We start from the raw sequence: 17,434 nt of genomic DNA, 5'->3' as shown, positions 1-17,434 counted from the left end.
AATCGTAAAGGGACTGATTGAAAGTGGCTGAGCACTACGATTGCTTAAGCAATCGCAGCGTCACATTCAGACTTTTTTGCAGCTGACTTTAGCTCCTCTGCAACTTGCGCAGTTTCTTTAGCAATACGGCCTTCTTCGTCAGTTGGTACAACCCAAATTTGTGGGCCAGTACCAGCATCAATACGACCTTCAGTACCGCGTTTTAAGCTGTCATTGCGTTCTTTGCTGAAGTTAAAGCCAAAGTGTGGCAAGTAAGATACAGTTTTTTCACGGATGTACGCAGAGTTTTCGCCAATACCACCTGTGAAGAATAAGCCATCTAAGCGTGGTAAACCACAGCTAAGTGCAGCTAAAGATTTAGCTAAACGGTAGCAGAATACTTCAATTGCAAGCGTTGCATCTTCGTTGCCTTGTTCAGATGCTTCAATCAGGGTACGCATGTCGTTCGATAAGCCTGACAAACCAAGTAAACCACTTTGGCTGTTTAGCATTTTGTCAATTTTGTAGATATCCCAACCTAAGTTGCTTGCAAGGAAGCTGTGTAAGCTTGGGTCTACATCACCACTACGAGTACCCATCACCAAACCTTCAAGTGGGGTTAGGCCCATCGATGTGTCTACACTTTGACCATTCCAGATTGCACAAGTCGAGCTACCGTTACCCAAGTGAGCAGTTAACCAGCCACCTTGTTTGAAGCTGCCAGCCAACTCTGAACCGCGCTCTGAAACGTATGCGTGACTTGTACCGTGGAAGCCATAACGACGTACGTTGTGGTCGGTATATAAGAATTTAGGCACTGCATAACGGTAAGCGTGAGAAGGCATCGTTTGGTGGAATGCAGTATCAAATACAGCCACTTGCGGAAGTTCTGGGAACAAACGCATTGTTGCTTCAATACCCACCAAGTGTGCAGGGTTGTGTAAAGGTGCAAGCGGAGTTGCTTCACGAATACGTTGCACGATTTCTTCAGTTAATAATTCTGCTTTGGTTAAAGTACCGCCGTGTACAACGCGGTGACCAATGGCTTGTGGCTTATATTGAGATAAGCGACCAAGAATAGTTTCCAATGCTTTTTCATGGTCAGCATGTGGAATAGAAAGTTCGAGCGGCTCACCACCTGCGGTAATGCCTTTAATGCGCGCATCAGCAGAACCTAGATTTTCTGCCAAACCAAAGATACGATCTCCAACGCTTTCAGATACAAGCGCATATTTGATAGAAGAAGATCCGCAGTTAATCACTAATACTGATGTAGTCACTTTTATGTACCCGAATTCTAATTGAAGTTATCCCTAGTCAATCAAGCTGCATTGCAAGATATGGCAAACGGCAATCTATTGTGTTGCAATCTTGATCATTACGTATGTTTTATCATGGGTTTTTTATTGCTCCTAGATAGACTTTAGGAGATTAGACTTAAGCATTATCGACCATGAAATCAGAAATAATTAAAATTTATCAGCCCGAAACTTTCATTTTTTCATGAAATGATGGTCTAAAATTTCTGCTTAATTCCTGTTGTATTCTCTTAACATAGCACACTTCATTCTGCAGGCGAGTGGCAAACTGTTTTAAATTATTTCCTCAATCTTTGTCGGTTTATTTTGATTTGGCAGCGTATTTAATTTCCGACCAACGGACAATCACATAAGCAATCAGTGCCACCATAAAAAACACCAACATCATCCACGCCAAGCCTTGTAAGGTTTCAATAATGGTGCGGTAAATTTCCAATACCCAGCGTTCTTGCGTCAGTTCAATCACAATTCTTTTGTCATTTTCGGCATAGGTGAGTGGGGTAATGTATTTTTCCATATCGTAAATACGAATGCCTGAAGATGTGCCGACCACCATGCCAGCAAATTTGGTGTACTTTGCCCATGCTTCATGAATTGGGTCGTGGATGATACGCGCCAAAATTGCATTGATGGAGCTGGAAAACAGACGCATGACAATGAACGACACCAACAGTGCTAAAGCAAAGGTACTAATAATCAAATAATAAAACATAAGCATCGCCACTCTTTTTGATGATTTTTCTAATCTTGATGGTGTTTTTATTTTAAGTGAGCGTGAGGCAGAAATGTGTAGTGGAACTGTGTCTTAAAACAATGTCTAAAAAATAGAAGGGAATAATGTTCAGCTTCCTGTGAAACTGAACATTATATTTGGATATTGCAAAATTACAGATGGATTTTATTGGCGGATTTGACCATCGCCAAACACGATCCATTTTTGTGAGGTTAAACCTTCCAAACCGACAGGGCCACGGGTATGAATTTTATCGGTAGAGATTCCAATTTCAGCACCTAAACCATATTCAAAACCATCAGCAAAGCGTGTAGAAGCGTTAATCATGACTGAACTAGAATCTACCGCAGCCAAGAATTGACGCGCCAAACTAAAGTTTTCAGTAATAATGGCATCAGTATGATGTGAACCATATTTATTGATATGTTCAATTGCCTCATCAATTCCTGAAACCACTTTAACTGCCAAAATTGGGCCTAAATATTCGGTGTACCAATCTTCTTCGGTTGCTGTTTTAACACTTGTACCCAAAATCTTTTGGGTTGCAGGACAGCCGCGTAATTCGACTTGTTTTTCTGCATATAGCTCGGCAATACGTGGCAAGAATTGTGCGGCAACAGCCTCATCGACCAACAAGGTTTCCATAGCATTGCAAACACCATAACGATGAGTTTTGGCATTTAGTGCAATTGGTAGCGCTTTTTGTAAATCGGCCTGTGCTTCTACAAATACGTGACAGTTACCATCTAAATGTTTAATCACTGGTATACGTGCTTCATTGCTGATGCGTTCAATCAGGCTTTTACCGCCACGTGGCACAATTACATCCACATATTCAGACATGGTAATCAGTTGCCCGACTGCAGCACGGTCTGAAGTGTTAATCACTTGCACCGAAGTTTCTGGCAAACCTGAAGCTTTTAAACCGTGTTGAATCGCAGTTGCAATGGCTTGATTGGATTCCAATGCTTCAGAACCACCACGTAAAATAATGGCATTGCCTGATTTTAAAGCCAAAGATGCAGCTTCAAGGGTCACGTTCGGACGTGATTCGTAAATCATGCCTACCACACCCAGTGGCACACGCATTTTGCCTAGTTGAATACCAGATGGGCGATAGGCCATATCGGTAATTTCACCAATAGGGTCCATTAAGCCAATCACATCTTTCAGGCCTTGTAACATACCTTTAAAACGTGCGGGGTTGAGTTCTAAGCGATCTAGCAGTGCGCTATCCAAGTTATTGTTACGACCTTTGGTCATATCAATTTGGTTGGCAGCTAAAATAGCAGACTCGCTATTTTCCAATGCCGTATAAATAGCCGATAACGCATTGTTTTTAGATTGGGTAGAAGCGCTTGCTAAGACACGAGAGGCTTGGCGTGCTTGTTGTCCTACCGTTTGCATATATTGTTCAATAGACTCTTGCATAGCGGTTTGATCACTTAGAAATTTCTATCTGATATTAACAGTCTGTGCCTATACAATGAAGCATCTAGGCGGAAAATTGACTAAATTGTTCAATCTTTAAATATTTTGTAATCTATTCATCTTTAAAAGTAGATGAGCGGTCATGGAAATTGTTGCGTATAAAATCAGCACCTGTATAGAATGATGCGATAAGACAATGATGTCATTCACAACAATAAGCAGGATGCCACTTCGGTAAAGATGGCAATCGTTCTATTACGAACACTTGCACAATAAAAATAAAATGCGCATGGAGGTAAGGAATATGAATTCCATGATCCAGATGGACACGGACGTACAGGACTCAGGGTCTCATGTCTGCTTTTTTGATATTTACGATAAACACAGTTTTAAACAACCCGCTCGCACCACTTGGATCAATGGCTGGAAAGTGGAATACATGGCGATTGCACAGCCTGAAACTGCTCATTTAACTCCTATTGTGATTGTTGGCGGGGCATTCCAGAATTTTAATTCTTATAAATACTGCGTAGAGCAACTATTTCGTGCTGGCCCGATTATTTTAATTGATATGCCTTCTATGGGGGCTAATCAGCAAATGACCAATGTTGAAACAGGTGAGTCTGCAGGAACGTTGGAACTGCATGACTTGGGGCACATGCTGGGTGACTGGTTGGATATAGTCGGTTTAGACAAAGTCTCGGTGATGGGCATGTCACTCGGTTCAGTGGTGGCGTCCTGTTTGGCAGATCAGCGCCCTGAATTGATTGACCGCATGATTTTAATGGGGGTGATGCAAAAGACCCGTAAAAGTTGGCGTATGTTGCTTGAAGAATCGCTGCATTTAATGAAAGAACAGCGCATGGATGAGTTTGGTCAGGCGGTGATTTTGTACTTGGTGAATCATGCCAAAATGGAACAAACCCGTATGTCGCCTACCGCAAAGCGTCTGTTTTACCGACAAATGGCAGATTTTACTGCCACTGAGCAAGAACGCTACGATGTGAACTGCAACCGTTTATTGCGCTTGACTGATGTGCCTATTCCTCAATGTAAAGTGCTGGTGGCGTGTGGGCAATATGACAGTTTTACCTTGCCACATGAAAATGCCAACTTTGCCTTACAGTGCCCGAATATGGAATTTGCCATGATTGCCAATGCCGATCATGTGCCGCAATTACAACGCCGTAAAGAAACCATGAATTTATTTGCGACTTTTTTAAGGGATGAGCCTATACAGGAATTAGAGGGTATTATTCCCATGACACGTGCGCAGCTTCTGACAATGGAACGTCGTGGTGAGGCTCGCATTGCTGTACAAAACCCGCATAGTCATTTGCAGCATCGTCATTCTGATTTGAATGTTGCCACACACATTGTCGATTTAAACTTCTTTGGTGTGTTACTTGATTTTGAAAATCCAACGTTGTCTGCACAGGCAGCACAATTTGAACGGGATATGGCCTTGCAGCTACAAGATGAAGAAGGCAGCTTTAGCATAGAGTGTTTAATTTTTGAAAGTGAAGGGTCGCAACTGCGTGCATTGTTTAAGCATGGTAGTTTTGATGTAGCAGAGCGTTTGTTGCGCTATGTAGCGTGTCAAAAAGCGCTTGCCCAAAATTTAGAATATGCCTGCTAGGTATATTGTGATTTCATAGAGCTGAAATTACTTGAATAAGAAAGAATGAAAATAGCGTGCTAAGCCACGCTATTTTTTTTGTAGGCATGAATCATCCAGACTAGATCGCCTAGATGTTCTTCATTTGAATTGTCTAGCGGGGCGCTGGAAAAATATAACTGTGGCTGTTGTACCTTGACTTGCTCAAAACCTGCACTTTGAAAAAACTGTGACAATTGCTGTGGAGATTGAAAATGGAAAGTGAAGGCACTGCGTGACATAAACTTCAGTAAGCGACTCGAACTCCAAATAAAACTGGCCAATTTGTTCTTAATGGGTTCAGGGTAAATGTCAGTTAAATAATGCAGCTCTGGAAAGTTTTGCGTGTAGTTACACATGCCTTGTAATAGCTGTTGCAGCATGTCTAAGTTAAAGTAGTTAATCAAGCCTTCACTAATAATGACCAATGGCTGCGAGTGGTCAAAATTTTCAAAAATGTCTTGGAAAGATTCACTGAAAATGTCACCTGTGAGCACTTTAGGCGCATCGGGATTAATTTGTTGCAAAGCTTGAGTCTTAATTTTTGCCATATCTGGCAAATCAAGTTCACGGTAATTCAATTCAGGAAATTTTTGTCGGAAGTTCCAACTGCGTGGCGACAATCCAGACGCAATTTCGAGTACTTGTAGTTGTGGATGCTGCTGAATCAGTTGGCTCAAATGTGCATCAATCATTTGGTGACGTTGTTTGAGTGTACTGCGCATACTTCCGCCAACATGACGTTCTGCCCAGTTTTCTAGAGGATGCACCAATTTGGCTAAAAATTTGCCTTTGCGGGTTGCAAATACAGGGTGTGATATACCCATTTGATACCAGATATAACCCGTATAATGTGCAGTAAAAGAAATATGGCGATGCTTAGATAGCGGTGGTGCTACAGGGGGAGTATTTGAACTCTGCGAGTGATCTTCTTGGGAAATTACGGTTCTTGTCATACGAATTTGGACCTTAGTTTTTTATATGGTGGTCATGTGGTTTCACAGCTATTTAGAAATAAACTCAGGTCAAAATCCTGAATGTAAGCCATGCTGAAAATATGAGAAATTTTATCATAATCAAAAAGAGACACGCTGTCGTGTCTCTTTATCGTAAAAGTAATGCTCAGATTCTCAAATGAAGTGCAGGTTGAGTTTGGTTTAACTGCACTATTTGTACTGCTTATCTAAATTGTATAAGCGGTTGGGTCTCGACTGGCTTGCGCTGGCAATAAGGCTGCGCTTTGTTCTTTAAAGGTTAAGATGCGATCACGCACTGTACGCCATTCATCACCCAAGTCGAGGGTTTCACGCAACTCAACTGTGTTTAGGGCAGGAATTTTGCCACGCATACGTTCCAATCGAGCTTGATTAGGCAAAGGAAAATCCGTAATCGCATTTAAAGCCAGTTGTTGCGCTGCACGGTTGTTGCAGACCAAGCCCATATCACAGCCTGCAGCTAAGGCTGCACGCAAACGGGCATCGGCATCGCCTGCAACACAGGCTGCTTGCATGCTTAAATCATCTGAAAAGAGTACGCCATCGTAACCCATATCTTGACGCAAGACTTGTTGTAACCAAAATTCAGAAAAACCAGCAGGGTTTGGGTCGACTTGATCATAAATCACATGTGCAGGCATTAAGGCATCTAGCTGATTTTGCAACTGGATAAAGGTTTGCAGGTCATGCCGCTGAATTTCTGCAAAGGTACGTGAATCGATGGCGGCTGCCACGTGAGAATCCGCTTTAACCGAACCATGTCCAGGAAAGTGCTTGCCTGTGGTAGCCATACCTGCACGGTGCATTCCGCGTAAAAAGGCATCTGCCAAAGCAATAATGTCGGCAGGTTGTTGAGCAAAAGCACGATCTCCAATCACATCGCTGATGTCATTTAAATCCAAGACGGGTGCAAAACTAAAATCAATACCTACAGCCAGCACCTCGGTGGCCATTAACCAGCCACACTCTTCGGCAAGTTTCAGCGCACGTTCTGGTTCAGTCTGGTACAGTTCACCAAATCTACCCATAGCAGGCAATAAGGTAAAACCTTGTTTCAAGCGTTGAACTCTGCCACCTTCCTGATCCACTGCAATTAAAATATCTGGACGGACTTGGCGCATGTGATCGGTTAAGGCACGAACTTGAGCAGGTGACTGGATATTTCGGGCAAATAAAATTACGCCACCGACTTGCGGAGCGCGTAATAGTTCAATATCTTCTTGGGTAAGCTCTGTACCTGCAATGTCGAGCATCAATGCGCCAATCATAGTGGGTGTCCGTATTCGATTTTTATCAATAAAAAAACAATACCCGAATTCTGCAATGATTTGCTACATTTTGACAGTACAGATTATGATAAAACTACACGACAGAACCTAATTAAGTTATATAAGATTTTGAATCTGCTCGATTCGCATTGAAAAGCAGAGATTGGTCAAAAACCAAGGACGTAAATATTTTTATGAAACTTCAAACCATCGCTTGTGCGGTTGCTATTGCAACTGGCGGTTTTTTCTTTTCTCACGCCATTAATGAAGCGATTGCAGCCAATAACACCGCTGCAGTGGCCAACAGTATTGTGCCGACGCAGGAACAAGCTTTGGTTTCGCGTCAATTGGCGACCTTGGTCGATCGTCAGCATTATTTAAATCAGCGTTTGGATGCGTCTACATCTCAGCGTATTTTTGATTTTTATATCGACAGTCTAGACCCAGACCACACCTTGTTTTTGGCAAAGGAAGTTGAACAGTACCGTAAACAGTATGCGGCAACTTTTGGTGCATCCTTAAAAGCGGGTAATTTGGCTGGGCCGTATCAAATTCATACGCAGTACCGTGAGCGTTTAAAACAGTTTTATAATTTCATGTTGGCAGAGCTGAAAAAACCACAAAATTTAAAACAGCCAAATGTCAGTATTGAAACAGATAGAGAAAAAGCACCGTTCTTTAAAACAGAAGCAGAAATGCGTGCGCACTGGCAAAAAATGCTGGTATCTCAGCTGATTAACCTCACCATCAGCAAAGAAGAAGAACTGGCAAAACAAAAAGCCATTAAAGACAATCCTGAGTTGACCAATGGGCAAGATTTGGCTAGTCCTGAAGATTTGACTCCAGTGCAAACGCTAACCAAACGTTATACACGTCAGTTAGAGCGCATGAATCGTTTAAAGAGTGATGATGTACTGGACAAAACTTTAAATGCGATGATGCTGACTTACGATCCGCACAGTAACTACTTCCCACCAGTCGATGCGATGGAGCTAAACCGTCAAACGACTTTACAGTTGGAAGGGATTGGGGTGTCGATTCGTCCTGAACGAGGCAATGAAGATTACACCAAAATTGAAACCATTGTTGAGGGTGGCCCTGCCAGTAAAACAGGACAGGTGAAATCGGGTGACCGCATTATTGGTGTGGCGCAAGATGGCGAAAAAATGGTGGATGTTGTGGGTTGGCCGAGCAATGAAATTGTGGGGCTGATTCGCGGTAAACGTGGCACCAAAGTCACTGTGCGTTTGTTGGGTGCGGGTGCGGCGATGAATCAGGCGCGTAATGTGACCATTGTGCGTGATGTGATTCAGGAAGAAGATGCGGGAGTTCGCTCACGAACGATTGACATCAAACGTGATGGTCAAACTTATACCTATGGTGTGATTGAAATTCCATCGTTTTATTTGAATTACCGTGCGCGTCGTGCAGGTAATGAATATCGCTCGGTGTCGGAGGATACCAACAATGCCCTGAAAAGTTTGGCGGCCAAAAATGTCGCAGGGATTATTGTCGATTTGCGTAACAACCCTGGCGGTTCATTGGAAGAAGTGGCACGTATGCTTGGGCAAGTAATCAAATCAGGCCCTGTGGTGCAAATTCGTGATGGCAATGGCAATGTCAGCGTGTTTGAAGATGACGATGGCGGTGCACAGACTTATGCAGGCCCATTGGCGGTGATGATTAACTTAGCTTCAGCCTCTGCTAGTGAAATTTATTCTGCCGCTATTCAGGATTACCAGCGCGGGATTGTGATTGGCAGCACCACCACGGGTAAAGGCACGGCACAAGTGCAACTAGACACTTTAGCTTATGGGCAAGCGACTTTAACACAGCGTAAATTCTACCGAATTACAGGTGGCAGTACCCAAAACAAAGGTGTGATTCCAGATATTAAACTGGTGGATATTTACAATGAGGAGTTTGGTGAGCGTAAAGCTAAAAATGCCTTGAAGTGGGATACCATTCCAACTGCGCCATTTAAGCGTGAAGGTTCAGTACAGCCGTACATCACCAAGTTGGGTCAATTGTCACAGCAACGTGTCACGCTTGATCCACAATTTCAATATTTGGAACAACGTAAGCAAATTGCCAAACAAACTGAAGATCGCAAAAGCATTGTGTTAGATATTGAACAACGCAGAGCAGAGTTGTTAGCTTTGGAGCAACAAACGCTGACTGCGGAAAACAAACGCCGTCAGGAAACAGGTTTGAAACCATTTGCTAATTGGGAAAGCTATCAGGCATCTATTGATGCTTTGGCAGAAGCGCGTGCCAAAATGAAAGCGGCACAACGCCCTGCTTTACCTGAGGAAGAAGCTTTTGTGATTGAAGCAGCGCAGGTGTTGCAAGACTATGCCATGTTACAAAAAGGTGTTTCTGAGCCGAATCAACCTTAAAACAATGTTAGAATCTTAATCAAATAGAACCAGCAGCGAAAAGTTGCTGGTTTTTTTCATCCTAAAGCGAAAAGTAAAGTGACAAGATGCATATAGCTTTGAGTCAGACAGCTATTTTTAGCAGTTTTGAATTGCCATTATTTCATGATGACATATTATATATTTGACTATTGACCAAAGCGGAATAGTATTAGACTCTTAAGTCAATGCAGTCTTTGCTAGATCAATCCGTCGTTCAGGTTGCTTTTTAGTTATTATTTATAAGAGAGTGTGAGATTGAGTAGCCGAAAAACAATAAAATATGACAGAGATGGATACATCTAATGATGCATGTACATTATGATCTGAGCTTGGTAATTGGCTCGGTAGCAATCTCAGTATTGGCCTGCTATTTTGCAGTGTCTGTTGAGCAAATGCTTTTTCAAAATGTACAACAACAACTAAAAAAAATTGCATTAATCATGAGTGGTTTGCTGCTGGGTGCGGCAGTGTGGAGTATGCATTTTGTGGGCATGTTGGCATGCCAGTTACCTGCACCGTATCAATTTGATCTTAGCTTTACGACCCTATCTTTTGTTATTGCATTTATCGCCTCTACGTTTGCTGTTTGGCTGACCACGCAATCGACCTTGCCTGTGGCGCGTTTGATCCTGAGCGGCATTTTAATGGGGTTGGGTATTTCAGGCATGCACTATACGGGCATGATGGGAATTCAGGTAGAAGGCTACCGTAGTTATTATGATCCTACCATTGTTTTGCTGTCTGTATTAGTGGCCATTGGCGGTGCAATACTTACCTTTTGGTTTATGTTTCATTCCAAGTGCAGAATGGGGCGTCAGGCACAATATAAAATTTTCATTGCGGTGCTCATGAGTCTGAGCATTGTTGCCATGCACTATATAGGCATGGAAGCACTGCATTTTTACTCTACAGCAGATTTGCCTCAATCAGGGCACTTCCAGATCGGGCAAGGGCCAGCTCTGTTGGTGGTTATTTTAGTGACCAGTCTGATTTTTGCTGCTGCGGTGGGCGTATCTCTGCTGGAGCTGCGCTTAGAAGAAAAAAGCAGACAATTGTCTTTAGCCAACCGTGAATTGGCCAATCAGGCAGTCAAAGATAACCTGACCAAATTGCCCAACCGTTTATATTTAGCTGAATATGCACAATTGCTTTTTTCTGAGCATCGGCAAAAAAACACTAAAATTGCATTTTTGTATATCGACTTAGACCGCTTTAAAGCGGTGAATGACGTATTTGGGCATCATGTTGGCGATCAATTGCTGATTCAGTTGTCTAAACGTGTGCAATCCCACTTGGGCGAAAATACCCAATTATTAAGAATTGGTGGCGATGAATTTCTTTTGGTGATTGAACATACCGACATTGCAGAAGCCACTGTCATTTCTGAAAAAATATTAGAACTGATTCAGCAAAGTTTCTTAATTGCAGGCAAGGTCATTAATATTTCAGGCAGTATTGGCATTGCGATGTATCCAGAGCATGGCACCAATTTGCAAGATATTTTAATGAATGCTGATGCGGCGATGCTGACCTCTAAATATCAGGGGCGTAACACCAGTTCAATATTTAATTATGATCTGGAGTTACTTGAGGCTAAAAGCCAAAGTAAGTTGATTAATGATTTATATAAAGCAGTTGAACAACAACAATTTGCGTTGTTCTATCAGCCAAAGTTTAAAGCCGCTGACCATAAAATTTGTGGCGTAGAAGCTTTAATTCGTTGGTATCACCCCGTACATGGTTTACTTACCCCAAATATGTTTATTAAAGGAGCTGAAAAGACGGGGTTGATTATTCAAATTGGCTATTGGACGTTAGAGGAAGCCTTTAAACAAATTCAAATTTGGGAAAGATCAGGTGCACCGTTATTTCCTGTGGCTGTGAATTTATCGGCAGTGCAGTTTGAACATAAACACTTATTTTCGACTTTAGAAAACTTGTTTAAACGCTATGAGATTCAACCCCATCACCTGATGATTGAAGTGACTGAAAGTACAGCAATGCATCATATTGAATCGAGTATTCGTAGTTTTGAGCGTTTGCGTCAAATGGGGATTCAATTGGCGATTGATGATTTTGGCACAGGACATTCGAGTTTCTTATATTTGAAAAAATTGCCAGTCGATGAGTTGAAAATTGATCGTGCTTTTATTTTAGATTTGTGTTTGGACAGCAAAGAAGAATTAATTTTAGAAAGTATTATTCAGTTGGCGATTAAACTGGGTTTAACTGTGACCGCTGAAGGGGTGGAAACGCCGTTACAAGCAGAAATTTTAACCCGTTTAGGCTGTCAGCAGTTGCAAGGTTATTTATTAGGCTTACCTATGGATGTTGAGCGTTTAGAAGAGTTGTTTAAACATTCGGCTTAAGTTAGTGGCATATAAAAATGATCACTGGCATGAACATGGAATCAGCTATTATCAAAAACAGATGATTGAAGATTTTTATGAATATATGCAGTTGATAGGTGGTAAGGTTGTTTTGAAAAATGAGTTTATACGGTAATTTCTTTTATTTTTTAATAAGTTTATAAATATTAGTGTTTTGATGAATAATTCTGGTGCGCACTGAGGGAATATGAAATACCAACCGCCTTATACTATCACCTCAAAAATCATTCATTTGATTGCTCAGATCAGTGAGAATATAGGGCGTTTGACTGTTTTAGAAGAAATCCAAGAAAATTTAAAACTTAGAAAAGCTAATCGTATTCGTACCATTCAAGGTTCACTTGCGATTGAAGGTAACACGCTTAGCACTGAGCAAATCACGGCAATCCTTAATGGTAAAACAGTAATTGCACCTCCAAAAGAAGTACAGGAAGTGCGTAACGCTATCAAAGCCTATGAAGCATTTCAGCAGTGGCAACCGAGCCAAGAAGCAGACCTATTACAAGCACATCAAGTTTTGATGACAGGCTTGATTGATGAAGTCGGTCAATATCGTCATGGTGGTGTCGGTGTAATGTCAGGTGATCGTGTGGTGCATATGGCGCCACCTGCGAATCAGATCAATCGTCTTATGGCTGATCTACTTGGTTGGTTGAATGATAGTGATGTGCATCCACTCATTCAAAGTTCAGTATTCCATTATGAGTTTGAGTTTATTCATCCATTCGCAGATGGTAATGGGCGGATGGGAAGGCTGTGGCAGACATTGATTTTGAGCAGGTGGAATCCAATCTTTGCTAATATTCCTGTTGAGAGTTTGATCTATCAAAATCAAAAAGCCTACTATGATGCTTTGCAAGCAAGTACAGACCGAACAGATTCAGCCCCATTTATAGAATTCATCTTACAGATGATTTTAGATGCCATTCTTAGTTCAACCGATACCGCTCAAGACAGCGATCATGCTACCGCTCAAGCTGGCGATCATGTTCAACGGTTAATTTCAGCAATGAAGCAAGGAGACTATACTTTCGCTGAGTTGATGCAATTGGTCGGATTGACTCATCGAGCAACGTTCCAAAAGAATTACTTGAATCCTGCTATAGAAGCTGGCTTGATTGAGCGTACTATTCCAGATAAACCGAAAAGTCCGAAACAAAAGTATCGTCTTAAACCATGATTTAGCTTGAAAAATATTTTATTACATCTTTGCTTAAGTAGTTAGACATGAATGATAATCAAAAAGCGTAAAGTAAGTTTTTAAATGAATAATTTATTATTAATCAATAATTTATTTAATATTTTTCTTGATTGTGCTATTGGGGTTTGGTAAAAATAAAATCATTACCAAGTGTGAGATCGGTGTGATGAGTACTTTTGAAATGCAAGGTCTGACATGGAAGGCAAGATCGAAGTATCAACAAGATGCCATATTGATTGAAAATAAGGTTATTCAACATAATGGGCTGATCAGTAAACTTTACAGCCATTCTGAAACAGAATTATGGTGTGTTGCTGTAGCGGATGGGATTAGTAATAGTCCAGTAGCTGAGCAAGCATCCTATACGGTCTTAAAAGCTTTAATACAAAATAAAAAGATAGAACCTTGTCAAGCATTTACCATTCAGCAGTATCTTGTTGATCAATTAGCAAATAAAAAAAGTAGTTTTGGCGCCAGTTCAACACTCGCACTCATTCATCACGGTACAAGACAAGGTTTTGTAACCATTCAACATATTGGTGATAGCCGAGTTTATTTGTTTAGTCAGCATGATCAAAAATGGCACTGTCTGACGAGTGACCATAATTATCTTGAACAGTTAAGAGCAAATGGAGAAGTAAAAGCTGGAGAGAACTATGCCAGTATGTATGGTGCATTATTACAATACTTTTGTGCTGATCCCTTGCATGAAGTGATGGATTTTACAATAGCTGAGGAATTCTTAACTCAGAATGATGCCCTATTAGTCTGTACGGATGGCGTACATGATGTGATGGAGTGTACAGAATGGCCTCCATTAAAAGTAGATATGGAGCTTCGAACATGGTTACTCAATATGAAAGCGTCATTAGATTCAAAACAGGCGTATGACAATATCAGCATGGTCTTAGTACGAGCAAAAATTTAATTCATTGAGAATGGGGAAATTATGCAATCAGATGATCTTTTTGAACGTGCCAAATTATTCACAAAGGAAGTGGGTGTCGTTTCTGTATCGAGTTTACAACGCCATTTTTTAATTGGGTATTCTCATGCAGAACAACTACTTAGCCAGTTAATTGAAGCAAGTATTTGTGAATCTACAAAAACTTTTGTTCTAGATTATGGGTATGGCTATAAATTGCATCAAGGTATGAAATAACAACTTTAATAATTAAAAAATTTTATTTTTAGGATAATTTTTTATGGCTCAGCATCAAGTTGATCAACTGAAAACAGGAATTTGGTCAGTAAAAGAATTACTCTTAATTTTAGATCAACTCAGAATTCCTGATTATCAGCGTCCTTACAAATGGACAGAAAAAAATTTAAATGCCCTCGTCAATGATATACAGGAACATAAAGATAAATCTGCATATCGATTGGGTACTATCGTATTACACCGTGATAAAAATAATACGAGCCTTAAAAATATAAATATTGTGGATGGACAACAACGAACTTTAACTTTAATACTCCTTGTTTGGGCGGTTATTCAGAAGCAAGAATTAGATTTAGAACGAGAGGATCTGAAAACAGTTTTGAATGAAATATCGAATCAAATTAATGTCTTTATGGATGTGCAAAAATTTAATAGTGATATTAGCCATTACAATATTTATCAGAACTTTAATGCCGCTAAACGGATCGTTGCAGTAAACTTTTCCGAACAAGATATTGATTTTTTACTCAATAATTGTCAGGTTGCGGTTTTTATTTTAGATGATATTTCAGAGGCATTTCAGTTTTTTGATTCACAAAATGCACGTGGTCGTGATTTAGAACCGCATGATCTTTTAAAAGCTTATCATCTACGAGAATTTTCTGAACAGGAGCAACATTTAGAAGCGCAAACTGTTGCGCATTGGGAAAGTTTAGACTCGGCTCATTTGGCAAAGTTATTTTCGAACTATCTATTCCGTATTCGTCTTTGGTCAAGAGGAAAGTCCGCAAGATTTTTCAATAAAGATCATGTGCATCTTTTTAAAGGTATTCATCTTGGGCAATCAGACCATCATCCATATTTAGAACCATTACGCATAGCGCATTATTTTATTGATGACTATAACGCACAATATCAACGGCAAATAGATCGACAAGAAATGAGTTTCCCATTTCAGCTTGATCAAATGATCATAAATGGTCGTCGATTTTTTGAAATGGTTGAGCACTATGAAAAACAGATCAGTAAAGTGGTGGATCATCAAGATCAGTCTGAGAAGATCTCTATGTTTGGTGCAATATTACAAGATAGAGCAAATAGAATTATCAAAAGTTTGAATAAATTTCATGGTGCAAGCCATCGGTCAGGTGATGGCTATGTGCGAACCTTGTTTGATTCTGCATTGATTTTTTACATCGATAAATTTGCTACCGATCGGTTATCTGAGGCGATTGAAAAGATTTTTATTTGGGCATATCACAGTCGTATTAGTCAATATTCGGTGCAATTAGCAACGATAGATAATTATGTCATAAAAAATAATATATTCAGTTTACTGAAATATGCTCAATCACCCAGTGAGTTAATAGGATGGTCTCTCCCGATAGTTGATAAACAGGAAGGCACTAAAGTTGAGCCTTTGATCGAATTATTTAAAGAATTAAATTATATCAAACAGGAAAATCATAATGACAAATGAGTCAATCCAAGCTCTTAATGTTCAAGCCTTATTCGAGAATAAACAAACTTATATTATCCCGATGTATCAGCGTAATTATGCTTGGGGTGAGAAAGAAATTGATCAGTTAATTTTGGATATTCAAGATTATCAAAAGCAAACTGATCAATTAAATCAAGGACAGACTCAAGAAAATAAAAAATACTATATTGGAACTTTGGTTGTTTTTGAGCGTAGCAATAGCACTTATGAAATTATCGATGGTCAGCAACGATTTACCACTTTAACCTTGTTAGCGATTTGCCTGAAACGATTATCCAAAGAAGAAAAAATTGTTCTTGATATGTCTTGGTTTAATCAATTCAATCTTGATTTTCATAGTCGTCCAAAGTCTTCTTTAACCTTTCAGGCTTTACTCAGAGGCGATCATCTACAACATTTAAAATCATCCGAATATAACGCGGATTTAGTTCAGGGGTTTGAGTTGCTACAACGTGCAATTCAAAAAATCATCAAACAGGGTGACTTGAGTGTTTTTTGCAAATATTTATTTGAAAATGTAGTCATCACACAAGTTTTAGTTCCGAAAGATACTGATCTCAATCATTATTTTGAGGTTATGAATAACCGTGGTGAACAATTAGAAAAGCATGAAATTTTAAAAGCGCAATTGATGAGCGTATTGAATCAAATCAAAGATGAAGCAGATAAAACATCAAGCATGACACTATTTACGAGTATTTGGAACGCGACTGCCAATATGGAGCGTTACGTTCAATATGGTTTTTCCACAACACAGCGTGATGTGATTTTTGGAAAGGATTGGGGTGATTTTGTTCCTGAAAATGCTTCTAGCTTGCTCGAAATTTTTAGCAAAAATGTAGAATCACAAGAACAAACAAATTCGGAAAACAATTTTCAATCTATTTCTGAAATGTTAAAAAAAGTGCCTGAGCGTATTAGAAATAAAGATACAAAAGAAGAAAAGCCTGAACGATTCAACAGTATTATCAATTTTCCGAATTTCTTATTACAGGTTTTACAAATTTGGCTAAGTCAAACGATGCGTAATGAAAAAGTGGCATTGGATGATAAGCAACTGATTGATCAATTTGAAAAACATATTCTTTTAAAAGGGCAGGGAAACCCAGAGCATGAAAGGGTTATTGAGAATGTAAAAGGTTTTATGTTTACCTTGCTGAAGTGCAAATTTATATTTGATCAATACATTGTTAAGTTGACAAAAATAACTAATCATGCGAAAAAGCTTTTTTAGTTAACAGATGTTCACACATGCCTCGAATTGTTTCTGTACCACTTAGTTTAGAACAGCGAGAACGACTCATTTTTCTGGCCAAGCATGCAAAACATTGGCGTGAAAGACAACGTGCCCAAACTATTCTCTGGCTTTCTGAAGGTA

At 40.0% G+C, this 17,434-nt stretch carries 12 protein-coding genes and 2 pseudogenes; 9 read left to right on the top strand and 5 right to left on the bottom strand.

The features are described from left to right. Positions 1 to 44 precede the first annotated feature (44 nt). The 3 genes from HX743_RS06170 to HX743_RS06160 form a co-directional block, all read right to left on the bottom strand. Positions 45 to 1,259: an acetate/propionate family kinase gene (locus tag HX743_RS06170; protein ID WP_178318778.1), complete on the bottom strand. Its 1,215-nt coding sequence runs from the start codon at positions 1,257 to 1,259 to the stop codon at positions 45 to 47. 340 nt (positions 1,260 to 1,599) lie between these two features. Beyond that, positions 1,600 to 2,010, bottom strand: a complete 411-nt coding sequence (locus HX743_RS06165; protein WP_026438428.1) for a hypothetical protein — start codon at positions 2,008 to 2,010, stop codon at positions 1,600 to 1,602. Between the two features lie 186 nt (positions 2,011 to 2,196). Then, positions 2,197 to 3,462 carry a glutamate-5-semialdehyde dehydrogenase gene (locus tag HX743_RS06160; RefSeq protein WP_178318777.1) on the bottom strand — a complete coding sequence of 422 codons (1,266 nt, stop codon included), beginning with the start codon at positions 3,460 to 3,462 and terminating at the stop codon, positions 2,197 to 2,199. 304 nt (positions 3,463 to 3,766) lie between these two features. Between HX743_RS06160 and HX743_RS06155 the strand changes: the two genes are divergently transcribed. Further along, complete coding sequence (locus HX743_RS06155; protein ID WP_178318776.1) at positions 3,767 to 5,101, top strand: alpha/beta fold hydrolase; 1,335 nt, start codon at positions 3,767 to 3,769, stop codon at positions 5,099 to 5,101. Positions 5,102 to 5,160: 59 nt separating this feature from the next. Here the strand turns inward: HX743_RS06155 and HX743_RS06150 are convergent, their stop codons facing one another. Together HX743_RS06150 and nagZ are read right to left on the bottom strand one after the other, a co-directional pair. Then, the gene (locus HX743_RS06150) at positions 5,161 to 6,075 is read right to left on the bottom strand and encodes a class I SAM-dependent methyltransferase (protein WP_178318775.1); all 915 of its coding nucleotides are present in this window, start codon (positions 6,073 to 6,075) and stop codon (positions 5,161 to 5,163) included. 227 nt (positions 6,076 to 6,302) lie between these two features. Next, positions 6,303 to 7,382, bottom strand: coding sequence for a beta-N-acetylhexosaminidase (gene nagZ / locus HX743_RS06145; protein ID WP_178318774.1), 1,080 nt, complete (start codon positions 7,380 to 7,382; stop codon positions 6,303 to 6,305). Positions 7,383 to 7,576: 194 nt separating this feature from the next. Here nagZ and HX743_RS06140 point away from each other — a divergent pair, with 194 nt between their 5' ends. The 8 genes and pseudogenes from HX743_RS06140 to HX743_RS06105 all read left to right on the top strand — a co-directional run. Beyond that, complete coding sequence (locus HX743_RS06140; RefSeq protein WP_178318773.1) at positions 7,577 to 9,781, top strand: carboxy terminal-processing peptidase; 2,205 nt, start codon at positions 7,577 to 7,579, stop codon at positions 9,779 to 9,781. 323 nt (positions 9,782 to 10,104) lie between these two features. Next, the gene (locus tag HX743_RS06135) at positions 10,105 to 12,171 is read left to right on the top strand and encodes a bifunctional diguanylate cyclase/phosphodiesterase (protein WP_178318772.1); all 2,067 of its coding nucleotides are present in this window, start codon (positions 10,105 to 10,107) and stop codon (positions 12,169 to 12,171) included. A 208-nt stretch (positions 12,172 to 12,379) separates the two neighbouring features. Beyond that, positions 12,380 to 13,372 carry a Fic family protein gene (locus tag HX743_RS06130; RefSeq protein WP_178318771.1) on the top strand — a complete coding sequence of 331 codons (993 nt, stop codon included), beginning with the start codon at positions 12,380 to 12,382 and terminating at the stop codon, positions 13,370 to 13,372. A 187-nt stretch (positions 13,373 to 13,559) separates the two neighbouring features. After that, positions 13,560 to 14,321: a PP2C family serine/threonine-protein phosphatase gene (locus HX743_RS06125; protein WP_178318770.1), complete on the top strand. Its 762-nt coding sequence runs from the start codon at positions 13,560 to 13,562 to the stop codon at positions 14,319 to 14,321. A gap of 21 nt (positions 14,322 to 14,342) precedes the next feature. After that, positions 14,343 to 14,555: a DNA translocase FtsK gene (locus HX743_RS06120; RefSeq protein WP_178318769.1), complete on the top strand. Its 213-nt coding sequence runs from the start codon at positions 14,343 to 14,345 to the stop codon at positions 14,553 to 14,555. A gap of 43 nt (positions 14,556 to 14,598) precedes the next feature. After that, entirely contained in the window at positions 14,599 to 16,035 is a 1,437-nt protein-coding gene (locus HX743_RS06115) for a DUF262 domain-containing protein (protein WP_178318768.1), read from the top strand. Continuing rightward, positions 16,025 to 17,272 (top strand): annotated as a pseudogene (locus HX743_RS06110) (DUF262 domain-containing protein); the annotation flags it as partial. The gene HX743_RS06115 and the pseudogene HX743_RS06110, both read left to right, overlap by 11 nt. Positions 17,273 to 17,307: 35 nt before the next feature. Further along, a pseudogene (locus HX743_RS06105) lies at positions 17,308 to 17,434 on the top strand (helix-turn-helix domain-containing protein); the annotation flags it as partial.

It is taken from the genome of Acinetobacter sp. Swhac1 (genome assembly GCF_013390985.1).
Taxonomy (GTDB): Bacteria; Pseudomonadota; Gammaproteobacteria; order Pseudomonadales; family Moraxellaceae; genus Acinetobacter; species Acinetobacter towneri.
This window is presented reverse-complemented; position numbering and strand designations above follow the sequence as displayed.

Excerpts from the sequence above, each read along its gene's own strand:
- HX743_RS06165 (WP_026438428.1), bottom strand. The coding sequence starts at position 2,010 with ATGTTTTATTATTTGATTATTAGTACCTTTGCTTTAGCACTGTTGGTG.
- HX743_RS06160 (WP_178318777.1), bottom strand. The coding sequence starts at position 3,462 with ATGCAAGAGTCTATTGAACAATATATGCAAACGGTAGGACAACAAGCA.
- HX743_RS06155 (WP_178318776.1), top strand. The coding sequence starts at position 3,767 with ATGAATTCCATGATCCAGATGGACACGGACGTACAGGACTCAGGGTCT.
- HX743_RS06150 (WP_178318775.1), bottom strand. The coding sequence starts at position 6,075 with ATGACAAGAACCGTAATTTCCCAAGAAGATCACTCGCAGAGTTCAAAT.
- nagZ (WP_178318774.1), bottom strand. The coding sequence starts at position 7,382 with ATGATTGGCGCATTGATGCTCGACATTGCAGGTACAGAGCTTACCCAA.
- HX743_RS06140 (WP_178318773.1), top strand. The coding sequence starts at position 7,577 with ATGAAACTTCAAACCATCGCTTGTGCGGTTGCTATTGCAACTGGCGGT.
- HX743_RS06135 (WP_178318772.1), top strand. The coding sequence starts at position 10,105 with ATGATGCATGTACATTATGATCTGAGCTTGGTAATTGGCTCGGTAGCA.
- HX743_RS06130 (WP_178318771.1), top strand. The coding sequence starts at position 12,380 with ATGAAATACCAACCGCCTTATACTATCACCTCAAAAATCATTCATTTG.
- HX743_RS06125 (WP_178318770.1), top strand. The coding sequence starts at position 13,560 with ATGAGTACTTTTGAAATGCAAGGTCTGACATGGAAGGCAAGATCGAAG.
- HX743_RS06120 (WP_178318769.1), top strand. The coding sequence starts at position 14,343 with ATGCAATCAGATGATCTTTTTGAACGTGCCAAATTATTCACAAAGGAA.
- HX743_RS06115 (WP_178318768.1), top strand. The coding sequence starts at position 14,599 with ATGGCTCAGCATCAAGTTGATCAACTGAAAACAGGAATTTGGTCAGTA.